Here is a 12860-nt window from a genome sequence, read left to right as displayed (position 1 = left end):
GACGGCTGCCGCGGCCGCCCGCGCTCACTCCGCCGTGCCGAACACTTCCGTGGCCGTGCGCAGGAAAAGGTCACGCGCCCGCCACTGGTCGCCGCTGGTGCACTGCACCATGAAGATCGCGATCATGCCGGTCCGGGGATTGACCGACAAGTCGGTGCCGTAGGCCCCGTCGTGGCCGAACATGCCGTTGCGGAGGTGATAGCCGAGGCTGTAGTTCACCTTGGTCGATCCCGTCTGCTCCTTCCGCAACTCGTCCATCGCCGCGGGAGACAGGTAGCGCTTGCCGTCGAGTTCGCCGTTGTTGGCGAGCATCCGGCCGTAGCGGAGGACATCCGCGGTGGTGGAGAAAAGCCCGCCGCCCGCCTCCGGATGACGATGGTCCCGGTCGTCGTACGGCCGGGTCAGGAACGTGATCTCGCCGCGGACGCACGACTCACCGCCGGCGTCCGGGCCATAGGCACCGGCAAGGCGGGAGAGCAGGCTTTCGCCCGGCCAGAAGGTGGTTTCCGCCATTCCCAGGGGGTCGAAGAAGCGCTGCTGCAGGAACTCCTGGTAGGGCATGCCGCTGACGATCTCGACGACCCTCGCGGCCAGATTCATCCCCTGGTTGCCATAGGCGAAGCGCTCCCCGGGCTGCGACTGGAGCGGCCCGGTCACCGAGGGCAGGGCGAGCGCGCGGAGCGGCATGCGATCCGCTCCGGTCACCTGTTGGACCTCCGACAGCGGTGCCAGCCCGCCGGTGTGGCTGAGCAGGTGCCGCAGGGTGACGGGCCGGGACGGCGGAACCAGCTGGACATGATCCTCATCCTTCTCCGCCACCACCATCCACTTCCCGAGCTCCGGGATGAACTTCGACACCGGATCGCCGAGGTTCAGCTTGCCCTCGTCCACCAGCATCATCACCGCCGCGCCGACGAACATCTTCGACATCGACGCCACCCAGAACACCTCATCCCCGGCCATCGCCCTGCCTGCCTCGACATCCGCGTGGCCGGCGAGGTTGCGGTAGCGGACCGTGCCCTCGCGGTCGGCGATCAGGCCGATGTAGCCGGCGAACTTGTGCGCGTCCAGATAGGGCTGCAGCGCTTCCGTCACCTCCGCACTCGGCGGTGCCTCATCACCCGCCGCGCGAGCGGCGGTCGCGGGGAAGAGACAGGACAACACGGCGGCACCGGCGGCACCGGCGGACCGGACGAGGCGGAGGTCGAACATGGATGGCTCTACGCGGCGGGAAGGAGGCTTCCTTTCCCCCTTCCCCGCGGGTCCGGTCACAGGGCTCCGGCGACTTCCTCGAGTTGATCCAGCGACTTGGCCGCGCCTTCCTCGAAGCCCAGCGCGAGGTGCTTGTCCCGCGCGCCCCGCGTCCAGTGACGCGCCCGGGCAGTGTAGCGCGTCCGGCCGTCGCCGAGGTCCTTGAAGGTGACGATGCCGAGGTAGCACAGGCCGGGGCTCGGTTCATCGCCGCCGCGAAAGGAATCACTCCACACGAGCCGCTTGTTGGGGATGACATCGAGGAAGACCGCGACGTTCGAGTAAAGCTCGCCCTGGGGTCCGACCAATTCTGTCTCGAATCGTCCGCCGATCCACGGTTCGAGGACGGTATTGCGGCTGTGGCAAGGCCTCGGGCAAAACCACCGGTCGAACAGCCCGACTTCGGTCCAGCAACGAAACAGCTTTTCGCGGGGGACATCGATATCGCGGGTGATCGTCAGTTCGTGGCGCATTTCACGCTCGGGGTGGGGTGGTGGGGTAGGGAAGGTAGACCACACTTGGCATGCGGGCAAGAAGCCCACCAACTCCCCCGCCCCGGGGGCTCCAGCGCTCCGGAATCCTGGCGGCAACTGCCGGTCAGGCCCGGCCGGCGGCGCCCGGCGGATAACCCAGCTGCTCCGCCACACCGGCAATGGCGGGATCGGCCAGGAAGGCGGCCTCGTCAGCGGTCAAGTCGAGCCGCCCGTCCGCCACCGGCTTGCCGAAGTTGCCGTCGAGCCTTCGTTCGAAAACCCCGGCATCGAACTCCTCCGGCGAGGCCCCGAGGAAGCCGGCCAACCGTTCGATGAAGGCGGCGGGGTCCCCGACCATGTCCTCGAAGCGCACGAACATCATCCGCGGGATGTACTCCCGCATTTCGAGCAGGCCGCAGTTGATCCGCTGCCAATCCCACATCGAGCGCTCGGTCTGGGCGCGGTCCCAGTCGTCCTCACCCAGCTCCCAGTGCTTCATCGAGCGGAAGCAGGCGGCCGGATCGCGGGTGAGATGGATGAACCGCGCCTTCGGGAACAAGCCCTTCAGGAACACCAGCACGTCCGCCCCGTAGCGGACCTCCTTGAAGCCCCACCGCGACTTGCCGAGACGGGCCGCCGGCACGCCGAACAGGTTCAGCACGTAGGCGATCGCCGCGCTCCTCAGCTCGTGGTCCTCGGGCACCATGTTGGGGAGGAACAGGTCACAGCCGGTCATCAGGAACTCCTTGCGGTTCCCCGCGAACCTCGACTCCCAGGCCATCAGGTCCTTGTGGAGGGAGGCGAAGCCATTGAGCACGCCCTGGTGCTCGCCCCAGATCAAGGTGTCGGCGCGGGAGTTCAGCAGCCGCTGCAACAAGGTGCTGCCGCAGCGCTGGGCGGAGGCCAGGATGAACAGCGGCTCGTCGCAGGGAGTGGTGGGGGGATTCATGCAAAGCTGCATCGGTATCGTCAGATTGGGAAGGGATCCCCCGTCTGTCACCCTGATTCCGCCGCCCCCGTTCCGGACCAACCATCTCACCGGCCGGCGATCATGCCAGGCAGCGATGGATGTTGAGCAGGCACACGTCGTCCTCGAATGTCTCGGTGCCGGTGAAGCGCCGGACGTCCCCGATCAGCGCGTCGAGCAGCGGATCGGTGTCCGGCCCGAGATGCTGTTCCAGGAAATCGGTCATGCGCTCGCGCCCATACATCTCGCCCCCGCCATCGCAGGCCTCGAACAGGCCGTCGGTGTAGAGGAGGATCGACTCCCCGCCGCCGAGCGACAGCTCGGAAGTCCGGTAGCTGTAGTCGTCGATGAGCCCCAGGGCGGGTTGCGACGAGCCCGCGGGATGTTTCAGGATGGGCGAGTCGGGAGCGCCCGGCCGCAGGTGCAGCATCTTCGCGTGGCCGGCGTTGGCGAAGCGGGTCCGCCCAGTCTGCACGTCGACCACGAGATAGATCGCCGTCGCGAAGACCAGGTCGTCGCCCTTGCCGAAGACCGAGCGGAAGCTCTGGTTCATCTTCGAGACCAGGCGGCCCGGATCGCTGATGACGGGCACCAGCTCCTCCATCAAGCCGCGCAGGAAGGTGGTCACGAGCGCCGCCCGGACCCCGTGGCCCATCACGTCACCGATGAACACCCCGACCTCGTGGCCGCTGGTCGGGAGAATCTCCATGAAGTCGCCTGCCAGCATCTCGGCGGGCATGTAGCGCTTCAGGAAGCTCAGCCACGGCGCGCCGGGAACAGCGCCCTGGGGGAAGCGCTCCGGCATGCCGCGGAGCAGGGCCATCTGGACCTCCCGCGCCATCGCGAGTTCGGCCTCCATCTGCTCGTTGCGCCGGCGGAGTTCCTCGCTCAGCCGGGCCAGCCGCTGCTCGGCCGCCTTTCTCTCGGTGATGTCCTGCAGCACCCCGAGGCACCCGAAGCACTGGCCGCCGGCGTCGCGGAGCACCGTCGACATGTCGGTGACCCAGCGGGTCTCCCCGGAGCGGGTCCGGATCTGGACATCGGCCTGCCAGCGCTCGACCTGCCCGGAGCGCACCCGGCGGTTGGCCTCCTCCAGGCCGAGGTCCGCCAGCTCGCCCTTGCGCTCGGTGTGGACGATCAGCGAATCCCACAGCTCCGGGGTCAACTCGGTCTGGTCATAACCGGTGAGCTCCTTGATGTAGCGGCCCATGTACTCGTAGGCGCGGGAGTCGAAATTCCGCCGGTAGACCGCGGCGCGCCCCTGCTCGATGGCGCGGCTGAAATCCCCGATGCTCTTGCGGAACTCGCTGCTGTGCATGGTTTGTCGCAAACATAGAACCTGCACGGCGCTCCGGCCAAGCCCCGAAGTGGCCGCATCACTCGGCCCAGAGCGCCTTCGACGCCAGCGACTTCCCGACCAGCAGGCCGTCCCGTGGTTTCAGCTCGAGATGCAGGTCGCGGTTGGCGGTGAACTTGATGACGAAGAGCTCGCCGCTGCCCGCCAGTGTCTCCTGGTCGCCCACGTTGACGAAGGTCGGGTAGAGCGCCTTGCTGCCGTCGGTGTGGAGGCGGTCCTTGGTGAACTCCTGCATCGACTTCATCCCGGGCGCCTCGATCCCCGCGAAGCTGAGATCGCCCGCGTCGTAGGGCAGCGCGAAGCTGAGGGCATTCACCGACTCCAGGTCCTTTCCGGCGACCGTGATCCGGATGCTTTCGCCGGCCTTGTAGTCGTGCTTCGCCAGGTCGAGGACCAGCTCGCCGGCCAGCGGCTTCGCCTCCGGATCCGGCTCGGCGCCGCCCTCGAGGCGGGTCGCCACCCGTGAGATGTCGTAGGCGTCGATCAGGTCGTTGCCGTTGATGTCCCCCTTGCTGATGTAGCCTTCGAAATCGGCGTCGCCTTTGCGCAGCCCGGTGTAGTTGTCGTAGGAAGTCAGGTCGTTGGCATCGATCCGCTTGTCCTCGTTGATGTCGCCGGGAATGTAGCTTTCGGATCCGGGCACCTTGAAGACGTAGAGTTCCCTGCCGGAGCCGAAATTGCCGACCGCCGCGGTGATCTCGAACTTGAGGTAGGCGGCCTGCGGGGTGTCCTGGAACGCGAACTCCTTGGTGTCGCCGTTGCGCTCCCAGGTGAAGTCGCCGGCCTTGGTCCATTCGCTGCCGTCCATGCTATGGAAGATGCTGCCTTCCAAGAGCGTGCCGTTGGCCGCGTCCTCGCGGGGCAGGTACTGGAGCTTGTCGAGGGTGTTCACCGAACGCAGGTCGACGACGAACTCGAACGGAACCGCCTCCCGGCCCCACTTGGTGTGCCAGAGGTTGGACGGGTCGTGATCGAAGAGGTTCTTGATCGCGGAGCCCCCCTGGTCGGGCGCGCTGGACTTGCCGGCGATGCCTTCGATGGCGAACTCGTAGGGATTCGGGAGGGTGCTCCCGGCGAAGTCCGTCCACGCGGAGGCGCCGTCCTTGTTGACCGCGCGGACCTTGAACGAGTAGCCGGTTTCCGGTTCGAGGTCGCCGATCAGGAAGCGCTGCTCCCGGATGGTCGAGTAGAGCACGCCGTCGTACTCGATCTCATAGTAATCGGCATTCTTCACGGCCTGCCATCCCGGCGTCAGCGAGTAGGGGCCGCGGTCTTCGTCGCGGATCGACGCCACCGGTGCGGCGAGCGGACCGGAGGTGGCGAGGAGCGGCGGCGCCGGGTCATAGCGGTAGCCGTCGAGGATCACCTCGATCCGGCTCCGGGTGGTGTCCAGCTTGCCCAGCCTGAGGTGCACCACGGGGTTCCGGGTGACGACCAGGTCCGCCATCCCGCTGCCCGGGGTGGCGAAGCGGTTGAGGTTCGGCGCGGCCTCGTAGAAATAGACGTTCTCCCCCGTGTGGAGTGCTTCCAGCGACGGCGCTTCCGTCAGGGCGACGGTCTCGCCGTTGACTTTCGCGGTGATCGCGGCGGGACGCGCGGTGACGTTGACCTGCAGCCCGGTGAACTTGTCTTTGACGAATCCATCGAAGCTCCCCTGCGTCGGTTCGATGCGGATCACCGCCCGGCCGCTGTCGAGTTCGGACTCGATCGCGGTGGTCGTCGCGGCGCCTTGCTTGTAGCGCTCGGTCCGGCCGTCGTCATCGTAGTCGGTGAACGAGGATTTCCCGGACGGATAGAATTCGTAGAGGCGCTCGGCACGGTCGATCTCGCCCACGTGGTTGTGCGGGGCCGCCTTCGGGATGATGGCGCCGCGCTTCACGAACACCGGCAGCTTCCACAGCGGGCTGTCGTAGCCGTTGATGACGCGGCCGCCCTGATAGCGGTCGCCGCTGAACCAGTCGATCCACTCGCCTTCCGGCAGGTAGATGTTGTCGCGGACGTCGTTGCCATCCTCGTCGGAGCGGGTGTCCTGATAGATCGGGGCGACCAGGAAGGAAGGCCCGTAGAGGAACTGGTAGCGGCTCGCGGTCCCGAGGGTGTAGGCATTGGCTTCGCCGAGGAACATCGCGCGGACCATCGGCAGTCCGTCGACGGCCTGCCGGGCGATGCTGTAGGTATATGGCATCAGCTCGGACTTCATCTTCAGGTACCAGCGGTTGATCGAGGTCGCCGGCTCGCCGAGCGCCTGCGGGTATTTCGGGTTGGCGCCCCAGCCGTCCATGTTGAGTTGCATGGAGGTGAAGGTCTTCCACTGGTAGTCGCGGGTGTTGATGACCGGATTCTTGCCACCGAAGATCCCGTCCATGTCCGAGCAGATGTTCGACATCCCGGAAAGGCCGGCACCGATGTAGGTCGGCAGGTGGAAGCGGATGTATTCCCATTGCCCGCCGGTCTGGTCGCCGGTCCAGACGCCCGCGTAGCGCTGCGTTCCCGCCCAGCCGTCGAGGGTGATGATGAAGGGGCGGCTGTTGTCGCCGTGGTCGGTCATCATCCCCGCCGCGTCGGCGATGCCATTGAGTCCGAAGGAATAGCCGGCACCCACCCAGGCGACGTCGGTCTTGAGCACGCGCACCCCGGCATCGCGGACCTCGCGGACGAGGTCCCGCTGCAGCAGCGCGCTGACTTCCGGATCCGGATGCAAGTCGGACTGGGTCCACAGCCCGATCTCCACCCCGTGCTTGCGGGCGTAGTCGCCGAACTCGCGGAGGTTCGCGACATTGCCTTCCAGGGTGTCGGTCTGGCCGTAGCCGGCACCGTAGCCGTCGTTGGGCAGCAACCAGCCGAGCGGCATGTCCGCCGCGGCGTAGCGGTCGATCACCGCCCGCGCGGAGAAGGGATAGTTGTCCTTCTCGCCGTTCAGCGACTCCTTGATGCCGCCGTTGTCCTTCTGGCTTTCCTTGTAGCGCTTGCCGTCTTCGAACAGCACGCCCGCCTCCTCGTCTTCCTTCCAGTAGTCGCGGTTGTAGGCGTTCAAATGGCCGAGATAGAAACCGAATTTCGGCAGCAGGACCGGCTTGCCCGTCAGTTGGAAATAACCGCCCAGCAGCTCGCCCGGCGATTTGCCGGCGATGATGAAGACATCGAGATAACCGGTCTGATGGCTGAGCTCGACGCGGCCGCGGTCGTCCGAGCCGAAGTCATAGCGGCCCTTCTTGAAGGTGTGCCACATTAGGCCGTAGCCGCGGGTCGACCAGTAGAACGGATTCGGCGAAGCCACGCCGCCGTCGGTCCAGCGGTTCTGGTTCTCGATCGCAATGGACCGTCCCCGGTGGGAGAAGTGCCCGTTCTGGACGCCGCCGCCGTAGAAGTATTCGTCCGGTTCCGCGGCCAGCGTCAGGGTGACCTGGTTCTTGTCCATCCGGAGGTCGCCGGCTTGCTCCACGAGAACCTTGCCGTCGGCGGTCCGGATCACCTTCAGCCGCGCACTGCCCTTCTCGATCTCGACCCGCAGCGCGGCGGTGGTGACGATGAACCTCCCGTCCTGCTCCTCAAGCCCCGGTTCAGCGACCTTCGCGCGCGGCTCGTCGACGAGGATCTTCGCGACCGGATCGGCCTCCGGATCGCGGATCGCCCCGCCCTGGTCATCCCGGAACCAGCGGAAGATGCCCTCGCCGTAGAAATCCAGGGTCATGTGACGTTGGCCGCTGAGCTCGAACTCGATGCCAGTCGGGCCGACCCGCCGGGCCGCGACCACGGATAGCGCGGCCTCGGCCTGATGGCTTTCCCCGGCGGTCGCCGCACGGGACGGGGAAACGAGAAGGAGCGGTGCCGCGGCTGCAACGATGCTTGCAGCCCCGCAGCAGGTAAGGCGTCGGGCGTTCATGGTGATTCGAAGGCGAGCCATTGAGGTCTCAATACGTCAGAAATACACTGATTTCTTGTCTTTAAATGACAAAAATATCTCTTCCTGACGGCTTGAGTCTCGTTTTTTGAGACCGAGCTCAAGCATTCTTCCACGGATCCGGGAAGGTCCGCAGGCGTGGGCTGCCGACATTTCCTGGCTGCATCCCCGCACTCGGAAGGAAGATCATCGCGGGATCACCGCTTGAAATCAACGCATCTGGCTGACAATCCCGCCGATTCCGGTTGCTCCCGAAAATTCCCGTGCGACGCAGTGCGCACCTGCGGGGCGGATTGGCCAGGAGCCGCCACCTCGCGACCGTCCTTCCACCCCGTGAAACTGTCACCCGGCGACCTCATCACCGCGCGGAGCCTTCCCACCCTGGAAGCCGCCGAGATCCTGCTCCCTCACCCGGAAAAGCTGACCCACCTGCAATTCCGGCGCTTCGCCGGCTGCCCGATCTGCCACCTGCACCTGCGCTCCTTCATCCAGCGATGGCAGGAAATCGACGGCAGCGGCCTGGCCGAGGTGGTGGTCTTCCATTCTTCCCGCGAGGACCTGCTCAAGCACCACGCCAGCGCGCCGTTCGCGCTGGTTCCGGATCCTGAAAAAAAGCTCTACCGCGAATTCGGCGTCGAGACCTCGCTGGCCGCGGTCGCCGACCCGCGGTCCTGGTGGCCGGCCTTGAAGGGCATGCTCAGCGGCAGCTTCGCCGTCCCAGGCAAAGGCGAGTCGCCGCTCGGCCTGCCGGCGGATTTCCTGATCCGGCCCGATGGCAGCATCGCCGTGGTGAAATACGGCCGCTTCGCCGATGACAAGTGGTCGGTCGACGAATTGCTGGCACTGGCGAAGCAATCCTCCGCCACCTGACCGCTAGCCCTCCGGGACAAGCTGCCGCAGGGCCGCTTCCAGCGCCTCGCGGGTCGGCCCCTTATCCAAGGTCGTGATGTAGGCCTCGGCTTCTTCCGGCGCCTTCTGCCACCAGGACTTGAGGATCATGTTCGCGTAGGTCGCGTCGGGCATGTCGGGGGATCCGTCCATGTTCATGTTCCGCAGGCGGACCAGCTCGGCGAAATGCCCGGCAGCGGCGCGGGGATCGGTTTTCGCCCAGTGGGCGCTGAAGTAGAGCGAGGCATCCATCTGGCTGCCGCCACGTTTCATCGCCTGCAGGGTCTCCAGCACCAGTTCGCCATCGATCTCCGTCGCCGTGCGCAGCAGCGGATCGCGGAAGGCATAAAGTTGGTCGAGATTCTCGAAGCCGTAGCGGCCATGGAACATCAACTGCAGGGCCCGCCGGGTGTCGGTCCGGGCAAGGTGCTCGCCGAGTTCGCCGAGAAACTCGATCCGCTTCACCTTGCCAGCGGCGATCAGCGACTCCCACTCGTCGAAGCTGCTGTCGTGGATGCGGTAGCTCAGCATCGACTCCGCCCGCAGGGGGCTGCGCGACTCGCGGTGGAGCTTCTCGACCTCGTCGTCGAAATGCTCCGCGTCCCGCAGCGCGGCCGTTTCCCGCCACAGGTAACGGCCGGCGGGTGAAAGCATGGCCGCGGCGGCCCGGCTGGTGCTGGTCCCTGCTTCTTGCTTCGCGTCCACATCCACCGCGCGATCACGCTCCGTTAGAGTATGGAACATCCATCCGCAGCCCCCGCCGAGGGCAACGGCAGCGAGCCAGAGGGAGGCTTGTTGGATCCGGGGAGTCATCGGTTCAGGGCCTCGCGCATCAGCGCGGTCTTGGCATTCGCGGGTTGGGCGGCCAGCCACTCACCGGCGGCCGCGGGCTCGGTTTCGGTCCAGCGGAGGATGAAGGCGGTCAGGCTCTTGCGCCCGGAGGCGGTCGCGGCGAAGGCCGGGTCGACATTCTCCACCGCATCCGCCACCAGCGCCGGCTGGCTGAAGCTGGCGCCGCCGATCACCCCTTCATACACTGCCTGCTGCTGCGCCCCGCCGCGGGCGATCGCGATCAGCTCCGGGTAGTACTTGGCGAAGTTCGCCATCGTGCCGAGGGAGAAGGCGCGGATCTCGTCGATGCTCCAGTCGCCCGGGAAGCGTCCGTCCAGCCAGACGTCCGGGTTGCGGGTCTTGCCCGAAAGCGCGGGCGCGCCATTTGAGATGCCCCACCAGCGGGCGGCATTGAGCCGCGCCGCCGTGCGCATCGGCGGGTCGTCGATCCGGTCGGCAAGCGCGATCCCCGGGCGTCCCATCGAGCGGGCGACATTTTGGGAAAGCTCGCGCAACAACTGGTTGCGCACGCCGCGGTCGCCGTAGGACGCCACCCAATCGCCGGTGGCCGCGGGATCCTTTAGCGCCCAGGCGCGGGCGACCTGGGGAAACAGGCGCCGGTCGGCCTCGGGCCAGCTTCCGGTCAAGCGGTCGACCAGCCGGGCGGCGTCCCGCGGCGCGTGCTGCGACTTGCCGCCGATGAACTCCTGCAAGATCGCCAAGTCCCCGTCTTGCGGCGCTTCCAGCAAGCGCTCGAGCGCCACGTCCGGGGCGACGTTCAGCCAGGTCAGCAGCACCCCGCGGCGGGCTGCCTTCTTGAAGATCTCCTCTTCCCCCGCCGCGAGCCAGGCCGCCTCGGGATCGAGCTCCGCCCAGCGCGCATAGAACGAGGCCGCGATGGCCTGGAAACGTTCGGTCCGGCGGACGCCGCCGAGCAGCTCGCGCACCGCCGCCAGGTAATCGGCCGGCAAGCTGAACATCAGCGCCCGCAACTGGCTCTCGCGGGACGGATCATCCTCGTCGAGCGCGTCGAAGCGACGGATCGCGGCGGCCAGCCCGTCGAGATTGAAGACCAGGACCTCGCGGCGATCGTCGCGCTCGATCCGGGTGGCTTGCGGGGCCGTGGCGGAACTTGCCGCGGCAAGGGAACCGGACCGGGCCGGCCCCTCGGTCCAGGCGTAGCTCAGGATGGCCCCGCCGAGGAAACAAAGCGCGAGGGTGAGTTTCGTCTTCATGATCAGGAGAACAAGGGAATGGCCCTGCATCGGTGCGGCCGCGGACCAGGGTTGCCGCAGGGATTCCTGCAGCACCGCCGGCAGGGCACCGGCCTCGGCGCGACCTGCGGCCAGCAAGCCGCCCAGCGCGGTGGCGCTCGCAGCCACTCCGCGACGGCGCAAGATCGCGGCGAGCTTGGCCACCGCACGGACGCCGCGCTTCTGCCAGGCCATCTCGGTGCCGCCGTGCTTGTCCGCGATCGCGCGGAAGCTGTGGCCCTCGAAGTAGTGCAGCACGATCGCCGTCCGGTCCTTTGCCGCCAGGCGATCGATCGCCACATCCAGCTCGGCCGCCAGCTCCGGCGGCATGCCTCCGGCTTCGGCCCGACCTTGGGCCACCGCATCCTGCTCGCGGGCGCGCCGCTTCAGCCGCTGGCGGCGCAAGGCCATCGCCTCCAGCGTGGCCGCCCGATGCAGCCACGGGCCCGCGCCCAGGTCCGCGCGGATCTCGCCGGCCCGGCGGGCGAAAGCGATCAGCGCCCGCTGCATCGCATCCTGCGCTTCCTCGGGATCGCCGCAAACGCGTTGCGCCGCCGAACGCATCATCGCCTGGTGACGCCGCACCAACTCGGCAAAGGCCGCCTCGTCCCCGCCGCGCACATAGGCGTCGAGGAGCTGGCGATCATCTGCCGTGGCCGTCGTCATTCATCCCATATGTCCGCAATTCCAATGAATCGGACATTCTTTTTCGGGACGCCGCCGCGACCGGAATCCGCGGCTCACCAGATCTTCACCCGCTCTTCCGGCTTCACGTAGAGCTTGTCGCCGGGCTGGATGTCAAAGGCTTCATACCAGGCGTCGATATTGCGCACCACGCCGTTGACGCGGGCCAAAGCCGGCGCGTGCGGGTCGGAGTGAATCTGGCGCAGCAGCGCCTCGTCGCGCATCTTCTGCCGCCACAACTGCGCCCAGCCGAGGAACACCCGCTGGACGCCGGTGGTGCCGTCAATGACCGGCGCTTCCTTGCCATCGAGGAAGGCGAGGTAAGCCTCAAGCGCGAGGTTCACCCCGCCCATGTCGCCGATGTTCTCGCCCATCGTCAGCTGGGCGTTGATGCGCTGGCCCGGCATCACCTCGATCTGCTCGTACTGCTTGCCCAGCCGCTCGGCGCGCTGGTTGAACTTCGCCTTGTCCTCCTCGGTCCACCAGTCCTTGAGCACGCCGTCGCCGTTCGACTTGCGGCCCTGATCGTCGAAGCCGTGGCTGATTTCATGGCCGATCACGCCGCCGATGCCGCCGTAGTTGATCGCCGGATCGGCGTCGGGATCGAAGAAGGGCGGCTGCAGGATGGCCGCGGGGAAGACGATCTCGTTCATCGTCGGATTGTAGTAGGCGTTCACTTTCTGCGGCGGCATGCCCCACTCGCTGCGGTCGACCGGCTGGTCCAGGCGCGCGACGTCGCGGTTCCACGAGAAGACCGAGCTGCGGACGATGTTGCCGTAGAGATCATCGGCCTTCACCTCGAGGCCCGAGTAGTCGCGCCACTCGTCCGGGTAGCCGATCTTGACCGAAAACTTCGACAGCTTCTCGTGCGCCGCCTTGCGGGTCTCGTCGCTCATCCAGTCGAGGCGGTCGAGACGCTTCGAAAGGGCACCCTTCACGTTGTCCACCAGCTCGAGCATCTGGCGTTTCGACTCCTCCGGGAAATAGCGGGCCACGTAGACCTTGCCGACCTCCTCGCCGAGCACCCCGTTGGTCATCCCGACCGCGGTCTTCCAGCGGTCTTCCGGCGCCGGCTGACCGGACAGCGTCTTTTGGTTGAACTCGAAGTCCGCGTCGACGAAGGCCTTCGAAAGGAAGGACGCCGAACCGTCGGCCAAACCGCACACCACCCAGGCCTTGAGCAGGTCCAGCGGCGTCTCGGCAAAGATCGCCGCCTTGCGCGGGAACGCGGTGTCGTCGGTGACGATCACCTTGC

At 66.8% G+C, this 12860-nt stretch carries 9 protein-coding genes; 1 reads left to right on the top strand and 8 read right to left on the bottom strand.

Annotation, left to right across the window (positions count from 1 at the left end):
- Nucleotides 1–24: 24 nt before the first annotated feature.
- The 5 genes from IG178_RS16520 to IG178_RS16500 form a co-directional block, all read right to left on the bottom strand.
- Entirely contained in the window at nt 25–1212 is a 1188-nt protein-coding gene (locus IG178_RS16520; protein ID WP_193213677.1) for a serine hydrolase domain-containing protein, read from the bottom strand.
- A gap of 56 nt (nt 1213–1268) precedes the next feature.
- On the bottom strand, nt 1269–1724 hold the full coding sequence (locus tag IG178_RS16515; RefSeq protein ID WP_193213676.1) for an SRPBCC domain-containing protein: 456 nt from the start codon (nt 1722–1724) through the stop codon (nt 1269–1271).
- A gap of 124 nt (nt 1725–1848) precedes the next feature.
- Nucleotides 1849–2673, bottom strand: coding sequence for a sulfotransferase family protein (locus IG178_RS16510; protein WP_193213675.1), 825 nt, complete (start codon nt 2671–2673; stop codon nt 1849–1851).
- 100 nt (nt 2674–2773) lie between these two features.
- On the bottom strand, nt 2774–4009 hold the full coding sequence (locus IG178_RS16505) for a PP2C family protein-serine/threonine phosphatase (protein ID WP_193213674.1): 1236 nt from the start codon (nt 4007–4009) through the stop codon (nt 2774–2776).
- A gap of 58 nt (nt 4010–4067) precedes the next feature.
- Nucleotides 4068–7931 carry a TIM-barrel domain-containing protein gene (locus IG178_RS16500; RefSeq protein WP_193213673.1) on the bottom strand — a complete coding sequence of 1288 codons (3864 nt, stop codon included), beginning with the start codon at nt 7929–7931 and terminating at the stop codon, nt 4068–4070.
- A 351-nt stretch (nt 7932–8282) separates the two neighbouring features.
- On the opposite strand from IG178_RS16500, the gene IG178_RS16495 reads away from it, so the two are divergent.
- Nucleotides 8283–8819, top strand: a complete 537-nt coding sequence (locus tag IG178_RS16495) for a peroxiredoxin-like family protein (protein ID WP_343225997.1) — start codon at nt 8283–8285, stop codon at nt 8817–8819.
- A 3-nt stretch (nt 8820–8822) separates the two neighbouring features.
- Here IG178_RS16495 and IG178_RS16490 read toward each other — a convergent pair whose 3' ends face one another.
- The 3 genes from IG178_RS16490 to IG178_RS16480 all read right to left on the bottom strand — a co-directional run.
- Nucleotides 8823–9650: a hypothetical protein gene (locus IG178_RS16490; RefSeq protein WP_193213672.1), complete on the bottom strand. Its 828-nt coding sequence runs from the start codon at nt 9648–9650 to the stop codon at nt 8823–8825.
- A complete protein-coding gene (locus IG178_RS16485) occupies nt 9647–11587 on the bottom strand; it encodes a sigma-70 family RNA polymerase sigma factor (protein WP_193213671.1) in 1941 nt (646 codons plus the stop codon). Before IG178_RS16485 ends, IG178_RS16490 begins: the two co-directional genes overlap by 4 nt.
- Nucleotides 11588–11661: 74 nt before the next feature.
- The coding region (locus IG178_RS16480) for a M13 family metallopeptidase (protein ID WP_305067829.1) at nt 11662–12860 on the bottom strand (1199 nt) is incomplete at its 5' end.

It is taken from the genome of Neoluteolibacter marinus, assembly GCF_014904755.1.
In the GTDB taxonomy this organism is placed as follows: Bacteria; Verrucomicrobiota; Verrucomicrobiia; order Verrucomicrobiales; family Akkermansiaceae; genus Haloferula; species Haloferula marina.
Note: the sequence above shows the minus strand (reverse complement) of the source record. Positions and strands in the feature narration are given on the sequence as shown.